General features: G+C 64.6%; 18 protein-coding genes. 9 read left to right on the top strand and 9 right to left on the bottom strand.

The window, feature by feature from the left end:
* Window positions 1-11 precede the first annotated feature (11 nt).
* The gene (locus H7I57_RS27740) at window positions 12-1,142 is read left to right on the top strand and encodes a helix-turn-helix transcriptional regulator (protein WP_264027619.1); all 1,131 of its coding nucleotides are present in this window, start codon (window positions 12-14) and stop codon (window positions 1,140-1,142) included.
* A gap of 11 nt (window positions 1,143-1,153) precedes the next feature.
* Here the strand turns inward: H7I57_RS27740 and H7I57_RS27745 are convergent, their stop codons facing one another.
* Both H7I57_RS27745 and H7I57_RS27750 read right to left on the bottom strand, forming a co-directional pair.
* Window positions 1,154-2,260, bottom strand: a complete 1,107-nt coding sequence (locus H7I57_RS27745; protein ID WP_264027620.1) for an NDMA-dependent alcohol dehydrogenase — start codon at window positions 2,258-2,260, stop codon at window positions 1,154-1,156.
* A 121-nt stretch (window positions 2,261-2,381) separates the two neighbouring features.
* Window positions 2,382-3,296, bottom strand: coding sequence for a 1,4-dihydroxy-2-naphthoyl-CoA synthase (locus H7I57_RS27750; protein ID WP_264027621.1), 915 nt, complete (start codon window positions 3,294-3,296; stop codon window positions 2,382-2,384).
* 114 nt (window positions 3,297-3,410) lie between these two features.
* Between H7I57_RS27750 and H7I57_RS27755 the strand changes: the two genes are divergently transcribed.
* The 4 genes from H7I57_RS27755 to H7I57_RS27770 all read left to right on the top strand — a co-directional run bounded on the left by H7I57_RS27755 (window position 3,411) and on the right by H7I57_RS27770 (window position 6,383).
* Entirely contained in the window at window positions 3,411-3,629 is a 219-nt protein-coding gene (locus H7I57_RS27755) for a hypothetical protein (RefSeq protein WP_264027622.1), read from the top strand.
* 127 nt (window positions 3,630-3,756) lie between these two features.
* Complete coding sequence (locus tag H7I57_RS27760) at window positions 3,757-3,969, top strand: ferredoxin (RefSeq protein WP_264027623.1); 213 nt, start codon at window positions 3,757-3,759, stop codon at window positions 3,967-3,969.
* 76 nt (window positions 3,970-4,045) lie between these two features.
* Entirely contained in the window at window positions 4,046-4,969 is a 924-nt protein-coding gene (locus H7I57_RS33610) for a helix-turn-helix transcriptional regulator (protein ID WP_264027624.1), read from the top strand.
* 142 nt (window positions 4,970-5,111) lie between these two features.
* Window positions 5,112-6,383 (top strand): cytochrome P450, encoded by a 1,272-nt coding sequence (locus H7I57_RS27770; RefSeq protein WP_264027625.1) that lies wholly within the window; start codon window positions 5,112-5,114, stop codon window positions 6,381-6,383.
* Window positions 6,384-6,441: 58 nt separating this feature from the next.
* On the opposite strand, the gene H7I57_RS27775 is transcribed toward H7I57_RS27770, so the two are convergent.
* From H7I57_RS27775 to H7I57_RS27800, 6 genes are all read right to left on the bottom strand, one after another.
* Window positions 6,442-7,140, bottom strand: a complete 699-nt coding sequence (locus H7I57_RS27775; RefSeq protein WP_264027626.1) for a hypothetical protein — start codon at window positions 7,138-7,140, stop codon at window positions 6,442-6,444.
* A 33-nt stretch (window positions 7,141-7,173) separates the two neighbouring features.
* A complete protein-coding gene (locus H7I57_RS27780) occupies window positions 7,174-7,437 on the bottom strand; it encodes a cytochrome C oxidase subunit IV family protein (RefSeq protein ID WP_264027627.1) in 264 nt (87 codons plus the stop codon).
* Window positions 7,437-8,027 (bottom strand): cytochrome c oxidase subunit 3 family protein, encoded by a 591-nt coding sequence (locus tag H7I57_RS27785; protein WP_264027628.1) that lies wholly within the window; start codon window positions 8,025-8,027, stop codon window positions 7,437-7,439. Before H7I57_RS27785 ends, H7I57_RS27780 begins: the two co-directional genes overlap by 1 nt.
* A 3-nt stretch (window positions 8,028-8,030) precedes the next feature.
* A complete protein-coding gene (locus H7I57_RS27790) occupies window positions 8,031-9,632 on the bottom strand; it encodes an FAD-dependent oxidoreductase (RefSeq protein WP_264027629.1) in 1,602 nt (533 codons plus the stop codon).
* Window positions 9,633-9,730: 98 nt separating this feature from the next.
* Window positions 9,731-10,567 (bottom strand): LuxR C-terminal-related transcriptional regulator, encoded by an 837-nt coding sequence (locus tag H7I57_RS33615; protein ID WP_372510478.1) that lies wholly within the window; start codon window positions 10,565-10,567, stop codon window positions 9,731-9,733.
* Window positions 10,525-10,863: a hypothetical protein gene (locus H7I57_RS27800; protein ID WP_264027631.1), complete on the bottom strand. Its 339-nt coding sequence runs from the start codon at window positions 10,861-10,863 to the stop codon at window positions 10,525-10,527. Before H7I57_RS27800 ends, H7I57_RS33615 begins: the two co-directional genes overlap by 43 nt.
* Window positions 10,864-11,013: 150 nt before the next feature.
* Between H7I57_RS27800 and H7I57_RS27805 the strand changes: the two genes are divergently transcribed.
* From H7I57_RS27805 to H7I57_RS27815, 3 genes are all read left to right on the top strand, one after another.
* Window positions 11,014-12,267: a cytochrome P450 gene (locus tag H7I57_RS27805; RefSeq protein ID WP_264027632.1), complete on the top strand. Its 1,254-nt coding sequence runs from the start codon at window positions 11,014-11,016 to the stop codon at window positions 12,265-12,267.
* A gap of 70 nt (window positions 12,268-12,337) precedes the next feature.
* A complete protein-coding gene (locus tag H7I57_RS27810) occupies window positions 12,338-13,528 on the top strand; it encodes an acyl-CoA dehydrogenase family protein (RefSeq protein ID WP_264027634.1) in 1,191 nt (396 codons plus the stop codon).
* Between the two features lie 112 nt (window positions 13,529-13,640).
* Window positions 13,641-14,246 carry a TetR/AcrR family transcriptional regulator gene (locus H7I57_RS27815; protein WP_264027636.1) on the top strand — a complete coding sequence of 202 codons (606 nt, stop codon included), beginning with the start codon at window positions 13,641-13,643 and terminating at the stop codon, window positions 14,244-14,246.
* Here the strand turns inward: H7I57_RS27815 and H7I57_RS27820 are convergent.
* Window positions 14,154-15,047, bottom strand: a complete 894-nt coding sequence (locus tag H7I57_RS27820; RefSeq protein WP_264027637.1) for a hypothetical protein — start codon at window positions 15,045-15,047, stop codon at window positions 14,154-14,156. The two genes, H7I57_RS27815 and H7I57_RS27820, sit on opposite strands and share 93 nt — an antisense overlap.
* Window positions 15,048-15,161: 114 nt before the next feature.
* Between H7I57_RS27820 and H7I57_RS27825 the strand changes: the two genes are divergently transcribed.
* Window positions 15,162-16,202 (top strand): TIGR03617 family F420-dependent LLM class oxidoreductase, encoded by a 1,041-nt coding sequence (locus tag H7I57_RS27825; protein WP_372510475.1) that lies wholly within the window; start codon window positions 15,162-15,164, stop codon window positions 16,200-16,202.
* The last annotated feature ends 29 nt before the right edge of the window (window positions 16,203-16,231 follow it).

Consider the following 16,231-nt stretch of genomic DNA (forward strand, 5'->3'; position numbering starts at 1 on the left):
AAAGGATGGCCATGTCGAACCAATGTGTCGAACGAACCCGCGACATCCTCAGCGAAGCGGCCGGGTTGCTCGGCGACAACGCTGTGGCACCGCTGTCCGGGCGTGCCGATCTGGAGGCCAGTGACCACGCCCTGGGGTCCGCCCGCCGGGCGTTGGCGGACGTCTTGGAAAGCCACCCCGAAGGACTTCCGGCGACCCGCGTCGCGACTCTGATGTTGGATTCGGTCGCGGCCCAGGTCGAAGTCAAAGACGCATTGCTCGAGCGCCGCACCGCGGTCGCCGCCGGGGCCAGGGAGGCGCTTACCGCGCTGCGAAACGCCCCGTCGACAAGTGCGCTCGCCGAACGCGCGCCGATCGAGGCACGTCGGATCGGTTTCCGCCGTGCACTGTTCTCCAACATCGAACAAGGCACCTGGCTGGCGCGCTCCGGGTTCTCCGTCACCGATCCCGATTTCGGCCAGGCGCTCGTCGATATCGGCCGGGTCCATCCCCGGCGACTCATGGGGCCGCTTCTGGAAAGCGAAATGGTCCGTCGCTGTACCCCGATGGTGATCTGTGACGCGCAGTCCAATCCCCGGGTGCACGCCGAGTTCATCCGGTTCACCGATACCGCGAGCTATGTCGCCGCTCCGGTGCTCGCGTGGGGTGAGCCCGTCGCCATGATCCACGCCGACCGCGACGTCGACAGTGCCGTCGACGAATTCGACCGCTGCGTGCTGGGCACTTATGCAGAGGGGCTCGGACTGGCAATCGAACGGGCCCAGCTGATGGAGCGCCTGCAAGCCGTGCGGCGCGCGACAAGCGACTACCTGGCCGGCGTGACGGCGATTGCCGACGATTTCACCACCGACATAGGTGACAACGGGGACTTCGGCATCGAGCACGGCGAGCCCGGCCGGGGTAACGCCGCCATGTTCACCGACGGGCGAAGCGAGCGGCTGACGCCGCGGGAATGGGATGTGCTGCGCAACCTTGCATCCGGCAAGACCAATGCCCAGATCGCCACCGGGCTTTTCGTCACCGAGGGCACGGTCAAGTCACACGTCAAGCACATCCTGCGCAAGCTGGGTGCCACCAATCGGACCGAGGCGGTGGCGCGCTACCACCGCCTGATCTCGACCGCCGGCGCCAACGTCGGCTGATCCGCCGCCGATCAGAACCGGATCACGCCGCGGATGTTGCGGCCGGCCAGCATGTCGTCATAACCCTTGTTGACCTCATCGAGGGTGTATTCGCGGGTGATCAGCTCGTCGAGCATCAACTCCCCGAGGTTGTACATCTCCAGGTAGCGCGGAATGTCATGCCGCGGGTTGGACGAGCCGAACAGCGATCCGTGAACGGACTTCTCGTACAGAGTCATCTCAAACAACGAGCCGCTCATGGTCAGTTCGGTGGGATGACCGATGGCGGTGACGACCACCCTGCCGCGCTTGCCGACCAGACTAAGCGCCTCGCCCACGTAGGCGCCTTCGGCGACGTCGGTGGTGATCACACAGGCGTCTGCCATCTGGCCGCGGGTCAGTTCGGAGACCAGGGCCTGGGCCGCGGCGACATCGGGCACCGAGTGGCTGGCGCCGAAGATCTTGGCTTGATCGCGCTTGTACTCCACCGGGTCGATGGCCACGATGTGGCGGGCGCCGGCACTCTTGGCGCCCTGCACGGCGTTGGCGCCGATCCCGCCCACACCCATGATGACCACGGAGTCTCCCGGGCCGATACCGGCGGTCCTGACCACGCTGCCGAAACCGGTGGGCACGCTGCAGCCGATCACGGCGGCCTTGTCCAGCGGGGTCCCGGGGTCGACCTTGACCACCGAGGCCATCGGCACCACCGTGTACTCGGCGAAGGTGCCCAGCAGGCACATCTGGCCCAGGCCCTGGCCGCGCGCGTGGAAGCGGTAGGTGCCGTCGAGCTGCGGGCCCTGAATGATCTGTGCGCCAAGGTCGCACAGGTTGGTCATGCCGCGCGCGCAGTAGGAGCACTTGCCGCACGCGGGAAGGAAGCTGAGCACCACCGAATCACCAACGGCCACATCGGTGACCCCCGGCCCGACTTCGGCGACCACGCCGGCGCCCTCGTGGCCGCCCACGTACGGAAGCCCCACCGGGATGTCACCTGTGACCAGGTGATGGTCGGAATGGCACAAACCGCTCGCCGTCAGCTTGATCATCACCTCGCCGGCCTTGGGCGGATCCAGGTCGACCTCGTCGACCTCCCACTTGCCGCCGAGTTCCCACAGGACTGCTGCCTTAGTACGCACGGCGCACCTTTCATCGATGTCGAGATTTCCTACCGCAATAGTGATCTCCGACCCCGGCGCCCCACATCTTCCAGAAGGGTGAAATCGGCGGACGGCGTATACCCCCTGCGAAGGACACCGACTAGAAATACCGCGGGAACCGGCTCCAGTCCGGGTCACGCTTCTCCAGGAAGGCGTCTCGGCCCTCGACGGCCTCGTCCGTCATGTAGGCCAGCCGGGTGGCCTCGCTGGCGAAGATCTGTTGACCCACCAACCCGTCGTCGAGCAGGTTGAATGCAAACTTCAGCATCCGTTGCGCCTGCGGCGACTTGCCGTTGATCTTCGACGCCCATTCCAGTCCGACGGATTCCAGGTCGGCGTGGTCCACCACACGGTTGACCGCACCCATCTGATGCATCTGCTCGGCGGTATAGGGCTCACCGAGGAAGAAGATCTCGCGGGCGAACTTTTGTCCGACCTGCTTGGCCAGATACGCGCTGCCATAGCCACCGTCGAAGCTGCCGACGTCGGCGTCGGTCTGCTTGAACCGGGCGTGCTCACGGCTGGCGAGCGTGAGGTCGCAGGTCACGTGCAGGCTGTGGCCCCCGCCGGCGGCCCAGCCGTTGACCAGGCAGATCACCACCTTCGGCATGAACCGGATGAGCCGTTGCACCTCCATGATGTGTAACCGGCCGGCGCGCGCCGCGTCAACGGTGTCGGCCGTCTCCCCCTCCGCGTACTGGTATCCGCTGCGTCCGCGGATGCGCTGATCGCCACCCGAGCAGAACGCCCACCCGCCGTCCTTCGGTGATGGCCCGTTGCCGGTCAGCAGCACCACCCCGACGTCCGGCGACATCCGCGCGTGATCGAGCGCTCGGTAGAGCTCGTCAACGGAGTGCGGACGAAATGCGTTGCGCACCTCGGGCCGGTTGAACGCCACCCGCACCGTCGGCTGCGGCACGCCCTCGAGCACGTGCTGGTGGTAGGTGATGTCGGTCAGTTCCTCGAAGCCGGTCACCGGGGTCCACAGCGAAGGGTCGCAGGGGTTATCAGTCATGTATGCAAGGTAACCCCCATTCGAGGCACGAAAGTCCGCCCATACGGCAATGGCGGACCGCAGATCCCATCGCTACTGTCGGGTGAAGCCGGTGCGCTACCGGAAGGACGCACGATGAGCCAGCCGTGGAAGTCGGTCGAGTTCTTCCTTCGCGACGGACTTTCGACCGAAGAAGTCAAGGACCGCGTACGCAGCCAGATCCTCTGTACCGCAAGCGAATGCGGCGATTTCGTGCGCCAGATTCGGATCGGCAGCGGTGTTCAGCACGGGGAGGGCTGGCGCAAGTGGAACGTCTCATACCTGCCGGGACCACCCGGCGTGTTCCGAGGCTGAACACCAACGGCGAGGACTACCCCTTTCGGCGCGATAGTCCTCCCTTTGGAGACTGCCGCGGTTCACGCGGCTTTGGTGTACTCGGATGGACAAGGGTAGAACCCAAACTTGCCAGAAGGAGGCGACGATGGCTGTCGCAGGCCGAATAGTCTTCAATCGCACCACGTGCTCCGGGATCGGTTTGTGCGAGATGCACGCGCCGGAGTTCTTCGAGGTCGCCGAAGACGGTGATGGCCGGATGACGGTGCTCACCGAGACGGTGGACGCCGACAAGCGGGCCGAGGTAGAGGAGGCCGCTGAGAGTTGCCCCACCGCCTCGATTCGGATCGTCGATCTCTAGGACTCCGCGTCGGCCGCCCACACTTACCCCTCTTGGGAGATGCGGCGCGCGATCGATGCCACCTAGCGTGAGCCTGGTGGCAGCACCGCACCGATCGGCGGAACCGTCGGAGTCAGGCCCCTCATCCGAGGTGCCCACAGGCCACCGGGCTGCCGAAACCAAACTGGCTCTCGCCAGGCTACGAAACGTCTCGGTCAACAGCGAGCTCGCCGACCGTATCCCCGTCGAGCTCTGTGGCGCCGGCTTCGGCCGGGTGCTGTTCTCGCTGATTCGGGACAACATATGGCTGGTGCGTTCAGCACACACCACCGGCAATGAGGCAATGAGCAGCGCGTTGCTCGAAGCGGGACGCGCACACCCACGTCGGCTCGCCTGCCCACTGCCGGAGAGCGCGATGGTTCACACCAAGACACCCATCCTCGTCGAGCACCCGCAAGGCGACCCGCGGGTGAACACCGAGCTCGTCGGTGTCGTCAAACCCGACGTCTACATCGCGGCACCGGTGTATGTCTGGCAGGTGCCGGTGGCACTGCTGCACGCTGATGCCCCAACCGAATTCGGTGATGTCGGCCCCGAGGATCGCGACCTACTCGGCGTGTTCGCCGAGGGACTGGGCGCGATCATGGAACGCAACATCGTGATGGACAAGCTGCACGCGGTGCGCGGCACCGCCGTCGAGCACCTCCGTGCCGTCGACTCCCTCACCGGGCTGGGTGATGCCGAACATGGCGGCGCAACGGCGGGACCGCCAGAACCGCCCCGGGCCGCCCCGCCGGTGACCGAAGGAACCGCCAGCAGTGTCGCCGACCAGCTGACACGCCGGGAACTTCAGGTGTTGAACCTGCTGGCTGCGGGCAGGACCAACGTCCAGATCGCCGGCCGATTGTTCATCTCCGAAGGAACGGTGAAATCGCACCTCCGGCGCATCATGGACAAGCTCAGCGCCTCCAACCGCACCGATGCCGTGGCCCGGTACCGGCAGATGACCCGCTCCCCGTGACGGCACCGCCGAGGGATACCACCTCTGGCAGGAAAAGTTGCCCCTATAAGTCGATGTGGTCGCGGTCACATGCTCCGTAGCGTCTAACCGACCATCGCTGGGGGACCGCTGCCCGGCAGAGGCGAGAGTTGAGGGATATTCGATGAGCACTTCCACGGAGGGCATCGACACACGTCTGAATTCCCTGGAGTTCTGGCAACGGCCGCGCGCCTACCGACACGAGGCGTTCACCTGGTTGCGCAACAACACACCGATCAGTTGGAATGACGCGCCCGACTCACTGGATCCCAATCTGCAGAACGCCAAGGGCTTCTGGTCACTGGTCAAGCACAAGCACCTGCGTGAGGTCTCGCGCAACGTCGAGGTGTTCAGCTCGGCCGAGGGAGTCTTCATCGATGATTTCCCGCAACTGGAGACCATGCTGTCCTTCATCGTGACCGACCCGCCCCGGCACACCGAGTTGCGCAACATCGTCACCGTCGCCTTCACCCCCCGCAACATCCGCAAGATGACCGACAGGATCGCCGACATCGTCAGAGGCATCGTCGACGACGTCGCCTACCGCGGCGAGGGCGACCTGTGCGAGCTGATCACCAAAGAGGTTCCCGGCCAAGTGTTCTGCAGCATGCTGGGGATCACCGACAAAGACCAGATCCAGTACACGATGGACGCCGCGGAGCAGTTCGCGTGCTGGAACGACCCGGAGTACGCCCACATCGGATCCCCGTTGATGGTGTTCGCCGATGCCTCGATGAAGCTGGCCACCCTCGCCAACGAGCTGGTGCCCGAGCGGATGAAGAATCCGGGGGACGATCTGCTCAGCTGGGTCGCCGAGGCACAGTACGAAGGCAAAAAGCTGAACCAGGACGAGGTGGGCGTCTTCTTCGCCCTGCTCGCCGCGGGCGCCAACGACACCACTCGCCATGCGATGGCCAGCGCCCTGGACCTGTTCCAGCAGCATCCCGCTCAGCTCGCCTACCTGATGGAGGACTTCGACGGCCGGGTGGACGACGCGGTCAACGAGGTACTGCGGATGGAGCCGCCGCTGATGCATTTCCGCCGCACCGCCACTCGCGATTACCAGCTCGATGACGTCACCTTCAAGGCAGGCGACAAGGTCGTCCTGTGGTACATCGCCAGCAACCGCGATGAAGAGGTGTTCGAGAACTCCCAGACGATGGACATCAGCCGGGATGAGAAGCACAACCCGCACCAGGCCTTCGGCGCGGGCGGCCCGCACTACTGCCTCGGCCACATCCTGGGCCGTGAGGTTCTCAAGGCACAGATGCGCGAGATCTACCACCGCATGCCCAATCTCGAGGTCGGCGAGCCGGATTTGCTGCTATCCAACTTCATGAACGGCACCAAGCGACTGCCCGCCACCTGGACCCCGGAGAAGAAGCCGAGCGCTTAACCGCTTTCGCCGGCAGACAGCAGCCCCGGGGATTCACCCCCGGGGCTGCTGTCTGATGTCAGGCCGCGCGGTTGAGTTCCCGCATCATGAACCAGGTGGTGATGCAGAGGTACGAACCCCAGACCATGACCGGCATGTAGAAGGCCAGCAAGCCGTGGTACGCGAAGGGGCCGCTCTTGAAGAACGCCGGCCCGGCCGCGGTGAAGATGGCCAGCGCGCCGGCCAGCGTCAGCCAGGTGAACCACCGCGGGATCATCGGGTTGGGTCGGTCATCCATCAGTTCGACGATGCCGGTGGCAGCCATCTCGATAGCCAGATAGATCCAGCCCAGGAGGAAGGCGAACCAAGCCCAGTCGTACCAGGATTGGATGACGTCGGCGCCGAACTCCGGCCGATAGGCGGCCACGATCCAGGCACAGCAGTTGAGAAACACGATCAGCGAGATGAAGACCCCGCATACCGCCGTGGTGGCCGACCACAACGGGTGCCGGCCTTCGATTTTCGACAGCATCATGCCGAACACGATGGATCCTGGCGTGAGGAGGCCGGCGCCGATGTAGAACAGCGTGCACCCGACGATCACACCGGTGCGATGGGTCTCGGTGAACCACACTTTGGTGGCTTCCAGACCCAGATCCGCCCGCGCGGGGGCGAAGAAGTGCGCGATGCCCAACCACCCGACGGCGGTCAACGCCACGAAAATCCAGTTGCACCACAATCCGATCTTGAGCGAATTGGGTCTGCCGTCCGCTGACATCAGGTCACCTTTCCTTATGTGAAGTTCCGTACTTCACGAGCCGAACCAGAAGCCGAGAACGATCGCGACGACCACGACGATCCAGCCTTGAAAAAAGATCCGCGAGGCCGCCGGCGCGTACCGCAATTCCATGAAGTCCAACATCACGTATCTGACCTTCAGGCCCGCGATGAGGAACGTCCCCCCCACGGCGACGGCAGGACTGAACAAGTCCTTCGACAGTCCCCAGGTGGTGACCACCGTCAGTGCGATCAGCGTCAGCCACACCTTCGTCGCCCGCTCGTGCCAGATCGACATCACTGCGCCTTCATCAGGTACAGCAGTGGGAACAGCACGATCCACAGCAGGTCGACCAGGTGCCAAAACGAGGCAACGCTCTCAGGCACAACAAGATTCGCCGAGTTGACGGCGCCGCGGCGGGCACGGGCCCATACGAATGTCAACAGCCCGGTGCCGAGCAGGACGTGGATCAAGTGGATTCCGGTCAAGGTGAAGTACCACATGAAGAAGGCGTTGGTGGCCGGTGTGATCCCGTCGTTGATCGTGCCCGCGTACTCGATCACCTTGGATGCCATGAACAGCACACCGGTCAGCACCCCGGCCAGCAGGAGACCCGGAACCTGGTGAACAGCGTTGCGCTTGATGGCCTGAATTGCCAGCGCCACAGTCCATGAACTGGTGAGGAGGATGAGTGTGTCGATGCCACCGAGATTCATGTCGAGCGCCTGCCGGCCCGCTTCGAAGATCTCCGGATTGCGGCTCCGTTCCGCCATGAAGCTCGCGAACAGGATCGCGAAAACGACGGCGTCGGCGCCGATCAGGGCCCAGATGCCTTCTGCACCGGGCATCCGGCGGAGACCGTCCGTGGTGGGGGCCAGTGTGCTCACGTCCTAGTCCCGGGCTACGGCGAGCATGTCGGCGACATCGACGAACTTGACCCGCGGCCGAGACGATTCCGCGCCCCGCTCTCGTTCGGCTTCGTCGATGGCCGCCCAGTCCTTCCGGCCCACCGGTGTGACGGCCCGGGCGGCGAGGCTCTCGTCGATCTCGTTGCGGTCGCCAACCTCCGACGCCAGAAGTCCCGCGTCGAAGTCCTCCCAGAGTCGGGCGGCGGTCTCCTCGGCACAGGTGCGGTTGGTTCCGATGACTCCCCGTGGACCCCGTTTGATCCAGCCGGTGACGTACACCCCGGTAACCGCCCGCCCGGTCTCGTCGACCACCCGTCCCCGGTCGTTGGGAACGGTTCCGGCCGCCACGTCGAAGGGCACGTCGGTGATCGCCGCCCCGCGATAGCCGGTCGAGCGCAGGACAAGTCGGGTCTCGATGACTTCGGTTCCGCCATCGGGCAGCGTCACCCGCACGCCGTGCAGGCCGGTGTCGCCCAGAATCTCCTCCGGAGATGCGCAGAAGCGGAACACTATGCGCTTGTTGCCCGGCGTTGGTTCGCGTTGCGCGTAATCACGGGCGACCTCGAGTTTGATGATGGTCTCGATATCGTCGTCGGGATCGGGCTCCAAGTCGTCCGCGTCGATCATCACGTCGACATTCGGCAGCAGACCGAGGGCCAGGAACTCGCCGACCGAGAACGCCGCATGCCGCGGCCCACGCCGGGCCAGGATCACAACCTCCCGAATAGCACTGTCGCGCAGGGCTTCCAAGGCATGATCCGCGATGTCGGTGGCGGCAAGGGTTTCCAGCGGCGACAGCAGGACTCGAACGATGTCGAGTGACACGTTGCCGTTGCCGATGATGACGGCACGCTCCCCTGACAGGTCGAAACTGCGGTTGACGTTATCGGGGTGGCCGTTGTACCAGCCGACGAAGTCAGCTGCCGCATGGTGGCCGGGCAGCGTCTCCCCGGAGACGCCCAGCTGTCTGCTCTCGGATGCACCCACTGCGTAGATGACCGCGTGGTGGTGTGCCATCAGTTCGTCATGGCTGATGTCGGTGCCAACGCGCACGTTGAAATAGCAGTGCAGTCGGCTGTTGTCGAGCGTCTCGTCGAAGAGCCGGGTGATGGCCTTGGTGTGTTGGTGATCCGGAGCGACCCCGTAGCGAACCAATCCGTAAGGCGTGGGCAGCCGCTCGAACAGGTCGACCTCAACACCCTTTATCCGGATCAGTTCATCAGCGGCGTAGCAGCCGGCCGGGCCGGCGCCGACAATTGCCACCTGCAGCGAACCCGTCTTGACGGCGGAATGCGGGCTGGCATGCGCGGCGTCGTCCGGCATCAGCGGATGATGTTCGAAGTAGCGGGCATTGATCTCCCGGAACCGATCGAGTTCCGGCGGGAGTTCATCTTCCGGGTAGACCGCCCCGACCGGGCACTCCTCCTGGCAAGCGCCACAGTCAATGCAGACGTCCGGTTCGATATACAGCATCTCGGTGTCGGTGAACGACCCCATGCCTCCGATCGGGCGAATGCACTCGACGGGGCATACCGGCACGCAACTGGCATCCTTGCAACAGTTCTGCGTGATGACATACGTCATGGCGGCCCCTCGCGAAATCACTCGATGAGTGAGCAGGCTAACCGAACACGCCCTGCGGTCGCCTCTCTCATAAGGGGGGTCTCAGGGCTCAGTCGAGGTTAAGACGCACCGTCTGACTGGTACAGCATCGACACCGCCTCGACCCGATTTCCCGCACCGAGTTTGCGGAGGATGTGTTTGACATGCTGCTTGACAGTCCCCTCCGAGATCACCAGTTGCTCAGCGATTCTCGAGTTGCTCAAGCCTTTGGCCATGAGTTCGATGATCTGGATCTCACGCGCGGTCAAGAGGTAGCGCACCGACCGGAGAGCCTGTTTTGTCACCCGGGCGGCACGGGGAAAACCAGCCTCAGCGACGAGGCTCGCCCGGTCGAAGGAGAATTCGTGAAGGGACGCGCCGCCGTCCTGGCAGTCGTTGGCGATGGAACGCAACTGCGAGCCGACCATGTGGAGTTGTTCGGCGGCTCGGGCCCGGCTCAGCGCCAATTGCAGACCCTTCGCGTACGCGGCGAGCGCTTCGCAATCCGCCCCGCTCGGGTCGCGGCCCTGCATGTAGCAGTCTCCGTGTAACAGCCCTACCACCTGGTTTCCCGACATGATCGGTGCCGCGGCATAGGACTCGGATCGGGATTCGTCGGCGATCGGGCGGTGCACCCCCGAATTGCGCTGCACGTCGATGACGATCATCGCTTCCCTGCGGCGCACGATCTCCGTCTCGTGCAGGCCGGGTATCAGCGGTTGCGGCATTTCCTGGCCGATTCGGTTGATCTCGTCGGCCCATTTCGGATCATCGATGACGAAGACGGCCTCCGAGGTCCACACCCCATCGATCACCCGGGAGAAGATCGAACGATCGAATCCCAGCAGGCGGGTCAGCTGGGGACCCAGCTTGATCAGCTCCGCCAGCGTCGACGGTGCAGCCTCGAGCTGTCCCAGCGCTTCCCCGAGGCGCCGGGGCGCCGGGGCGCGCCGGCAGAGCGCATAAGGGTGTCGTCGGCAATCGTCAGCCGGCGCAGCAACTCCAGCACCGCTCCGGCCTGCGGTTTGTCATCCAAGGCGTCGGCCAGTGCCGCCCATGCCCCATCGACAATGGCGCGCGCGTCGAACAGCCGCGGCCGCCAGTCCGGATCTGAAACGTCGGCGATCGAGCGCAGACCATCCAGGACCGCGCGCAGGCGATCCCCATCCGCAACCGCCGCCTCGCCCGTAGCCACGGCATCCTTGTGACGCACGGCACAAGGGTACTACCGCCCCTCGGGCGATTCGCCGCTCAGAGATACCCCCAACGGGTCAATGAAACATTCCGTAGGCGGTATACACCTGGGAGTTTTCGTGCCGTTGGATATAGACAGCCGGTTGCCGCATCTCGACAGGAGCACCACATGACTGCCACACGGATCATGGACCCGGCCGGCCGGGTGCTCGCCGAGCCCAGGGCCTACTCCGATGAAGCGCGCCTGCAGGAGGCGCTCGCCCATCTGCGGGCCCACGCTCCGGTGTCCTGGGTGGACGTGCCGCCCTATGCACCGTTCTGGGCGATCACCAAGCACGCCGACGTCATGGACATCGAGCGGGACAACGAGTTGTTCACCAATGACCCCCGCCCCTTTCTCGAGGTCGCCGAGTTCGACGACAAGCAACGCGCCGAACGGGAAGCCGGCGTCGGTCTGCGCACCCTGATTCACACCGATGACCCGCACCACCGCGACCTGCGCAAGATCGGCGCGGACTGGTTCAAGCCGTCGGCGCTTCGAGCGCTGAAGACTCGCTGCGACGAGTTGGCCAAGATCTGGGTCGACAAGATGGCCGAGAAGGGTCCCGAACTCGACTTCGCCCAGGACATCGCGGTCAACTACCCGCTGTACGTGATCCTGACGCTGCTGGGCATGCCCGAATCCGACTTCGCATTCATGCTAAAACTCACCCAGGAACTGTTCGGTCAGAACGACGAAGAGATGCAGCGCGACACGAACCCGGACGCGTTCATGGCCGTGATCATGGACATGTTCGCCTACTTCACCGCGCTGACCGCCTCGCGCCGGGAGACGCCGACCGACGATCTGGCCTCGGCGATCGCCAACGCGACGATCAACGGCGAGCCGATGTCGGACATGGACACGCTGTCCTACTACGCGATCGTCGCCAGTGCCGGACATGACACCACCAGCGCGGGGATTGCCGGCGGCCTGCTGGCACTGATCCAGAACCCGGACCAACTGGCCCGGCTGCAGGCCGACCCCTCGCTGATGGGCACCGCGGTCGAGGAGATGATCCGCTGGGTCGTGCCGGTCAAGGAGTTCATGCGCACCGCCCAGGCCGACACCGAAGTCCGCGGAGTGTCGATCAAGAAGGGCGAAGCGGTACTGCTGAGCTACGTCTCGGCCAACCGCGACGAGGAGGTCTTCCACGACTCGATGCGCTTCGACGTCGGTCGCGACCCGAACAAGCACTTGTCGTTCGGCTACGGCGTGCACTTCTGCCTGGGAGCGTCATTGGCCCGCATGGAGATGAACAGCTTCTTCGCCGAGCTGATCCCGCGGATCGAATCCGTCGAGTTGGCCGGTGAGCCCGAGTTGATTTCGACACTCTTCGTCGGGGGGCTCAAACGGCTGCCCATCCGCATCACGCTGAAGTGACGCGCCCCCGTTGACAGGCCACGAACCGAATTCATCCTCGCTGGAGGGGCTTTCGCGGATCTCCACTGCGTTGAGTGACGACCTGCTGCTGCCCGAGGAGACGGTCGAGATTCGGGCCGAGGCCCGCGAGTTCGCCGAGAGGACGCTGCGGCCGCGAGCCGCCGAACTCAACAACGCAACGGAATCCAAAGCAGCGTTTCCGCACGACATCCATCAGGCCATCGCCGATGCCGGCCTGTACGCGGTCCCGTTCGCGACCGACGTCGGCGGGCGGGGTCTGCGGTACCCCGTGCTGGCGGCGGCCACCGTTGCCGAGGAGTTGGCCTACTTCACCCCGGGGGCCGCGTCCGCCTTGTACGACGGTCAGGCGCTGTTGGTGGGCCGCACCCTCGACGGGTCCCCGCCGCATATCCGCGGCGAATTCCTGCCGCGGCTCATCAGCGGCGAGATCGTCGGCTCGTTCGCAACGAGCGAACCTGGAGCCAGCACCGATCTTTCGGCCGCCGCCATGCGCACCCAGGCCACGGCCGTGACGGGTGGTTATCGGCTCAACGGACGCAAGCGCTGGATCACCAATTCCTGCGCCGCGGACATCATGACGGTGTTGTGTGTCGTCGAGGACAGCCAAGCCATGCTGTTGGTAGATATGCATACCGACGGGGTCTGTGTCGCCGATCCCGACTTGAAGATGGGTAACCGCGTCCAGTTGACCTCGGACGTGGAATTCACCGACGTGTTCGTACCCGACGAACACGTGATCGCCATACCGGGCAGGGGTCTCTCGACCGCGTTGGCGAGCCTGGCCATGGGAAGAATCGGCGTCGCCGCCATGGGAGTGGGTATGGGACAGTGCGCCTTTGACCACGCCGTGCGGCACATGCGTCAACGCAGCGCCTTCGGCTCGAAACTCGGCGGTTTCCAGCATTGGCAGTTCAAATTCGCCGAGCACGCGATCGCCCTCGAGTCGGCCCGATCGCTGTATCAGAAGGCGGCCCGAAAGGTGGACACCTCAGGACGGGCTGAACCTGAGGCAGCGATGGCCAAGGTGACCGGGAGTCGAGTTGCGGTGGACATTGCCCGCGACGCCATCCAGGTCCACGGCGGGTACGGGTTCGTGCGTCAACTGACTGCGGATGGCACGGTGAACCATCTCGAATCGATCTGGCGGGACAGCAAGGTGGGCGAGATCTACGAAGGCGCCAACGAGGTGCAACTGTGGAGCATCGCCCGGGTCGCTCTGGGCCGCGACATCACCGGCTGAGCCAGTACTGGCTTCCGCGGCCGACACCCACTGATGAGTCGTCAATCACCATCGGTGACGGATATGGTGAGTTCGAACACGATGCATAATGAATCGCCAGACACAAATGGAGGTGAGCAGCATCGTCACGGAGCGCGCCGGCGACACCCGGCGCACCCGCGATCCCGAACGCAAATCCCGGATTCTGGCAGCTGCCGCCGAACTTGTCGCCCGCAGCGGCTACCACGCAGTGTCGATCGCTGACATCGGAGCCGCAGCGGGGATCACCGGCTCGGGGGTCTATCGCCACTTCGACAGCAAGTCGGCCGTTCTGGTCGCGCTGTTCGACCGGGTGATCGACGACTTGCTGCGGGACGAACAGCAGATCCTCGGCGCGACGGGAGACCTGAGCGCAGCACTCGACCAGCTCATCGCCGGCCAGGTCGAGTTCGTGGTCGCAGACCGGGAATTGGCTCAGGTCTACCACAACGAGATCAACAACCTCCCGGAGGAGGATCGCCGTCGGCTACGCCGCAAACAACGGCTCTACCTCGAGGAGTGGGTCCACCTGGTCGACGAGCTGCGGGACGACCTCAACGACGCCGACGCCCGCACCGTCGTCCATGCCGCGATCGGGGCCATTCAGTCACCGCTGTTCCACGGCGTCGGTCTCGCCGAGCACCGCCTTCGGCTGCTGCTCACCGAAGCCGCCCGCGCGGTGCTGGGCATCGGCGGCTGACCGCGCGTCCTTGACCGGAGCATCCGGCAGGTACCTGCTCAGCCCGTACACCACCAAGGCGCAGAACGAGATCGAGACGATGGTAGCGGCGGCGACGAGCGCATCGGTCGACAGTCCGTTGTCTAGATGCAATGCAATGATGACCGGCGCACCGAGACCGAAATTCGCGCCGAAGAAGGTCATGGGGAACACGACGAAGATGCTCAACAGTCCCCAACTGGTCGAGACCTTCCGCCACACCAGAACCGCCACAACCGTGAAGAGCACAGTTTGGGTTCCCTCCAACACCCCTATGACGGCCGGGTAATTCCAGATGCGTCCGACGAACGGTCCGTAATAGGTATAGACACCAGTTCCAGTCCCGATGGCTTCGAACGCGGTCGACATGAGGATCTCCGCCCCCCAAACGAGAAACAAGCCTCGCCGACCCAACCGTCCTTCATAGATCCGCCTGCCGATATAGAGAGGGGCGGCGGCATAGAGGATGACGTATCCGCTGTGCGTCCAAATCGGCTGCACCACACCGAACGCGGAAAAGTGGCTGAGTGCGGCGCCCGCTGTCCCGTCAGCGTGGGCATCGTAGAACCACAGGTCGAATGCGACGTCGTAGAGCGGCTCCGCGAACGCCGCCACGGCCGCGGCCAGGCAGGCGATCACATAGAACGGGGTACGTTGCCGCAGCCCCATGAAGACGGCAATGACGAGCATTATCAGGACGATCACCCAGCTCGCCCACGTGAAGATGTTCTGCCAGAGCATATTCAGCGGATGCTGCATTACCTCGTCAGACATGCGTCCCATATCGTAAATCTATGGCCGGGGTCAATCTCCCTCCACACCAGTAGGGAGGATATGCCTCCCCACACCGGGTAGTGCGGCCCTCGCACCCCGCGCTGCACGTGCAAGGCTGGCCCCGTGAAGGTGGATACCAACATTGGCGGCGGGATCGACGGTACCGGAGGGGCGGACTTCGGCGTCCTCACCGACCAAGTCAACGCCGCGGAAAGAATCGGATTCGACGGCCTCTGGTCGACAGAGGTCAGCCGGGATCCGTTCCTGCCCTTGCTCGTCGCGGCTCAGGAATCTCCCACCATGCGACTGGGAACGGCTGTGGCCGTGGCGTTCGCCCGCAGCCCGATGACGACGGCAGCCATCGCCAACGACCTCAACACGTTCAGCCGCGGCCGATTCGTGCTCGGCCTGGGCTCCCAGATCCAGCCGCACATCGAGCGCCGCTTCAGCATGCCCTGGTCGGCGCCTGCGGAACGCATGCGCGAATACCTCCAGGCGCTGCGGGCAATCTGGAGCAGTTGGCAGACGGGAGACGATCTGGACTTCCGTGGGGATCATTACCAGCACACGCTGATGACGCCGATGTTCAGCCCGGGGCCAAGTCCCTTCGGCCCGCCGCCGGTCGTGATCGCAGCCGTCGGCCCGAAGATGACCGCAGTGGCGGCCGAGGCCGCCGACGGACTTCTGGTGCACGGTTTCACCACCGATCGCTACCTGCGCGAGGTGACACTTCCCGCGGTCGACGCCGGCCTGAGTGAATCCGGGCGCGGCCGTGCCGATTTCACGATCTGCTACCCCGGCCTGATCGTCACCGGCACAGATGAACGCGGCTATCTCGAGGCAACCGAGCGGGTTCGCCATCAGATCGCCTTCTACGGCGCCACTCCGGCCTACCGTGGAGTGCTCGACCTACACGGCTGGGGGGATCTGCACACCGAACTGCACCGCTTGTCCAAGGCCGGCGACTGGACCACCATGACGGCTCTGATCGACGACGAGGTGCTGTCCACCTTCGCGGTCGCCGGCGAACCGGCCGACGTCGGGGTTGAGATCGTGCGCAGGTTCGGCGATCTCGTGGACCGTTTCACCCTCTACACGCCGTACCCCCTCGGGGAGGCGGCCACATCGGCAGTCGTCGAGGGGGTAAAGGGCGCTGTCCGTTAAACAAGCAGACGCAGAATCGCACGCCTCGG

The organism is Mycolicibacterium pyrenivorans (assembly GCF_025821625.1).
Classification (GTDB): Bacteria; Actinomycetota; Actinomycetes; order Mycobacteriales; family Mycobacteriaceae; genus Mycobacterium; species Mycobacterium pyrenivorans.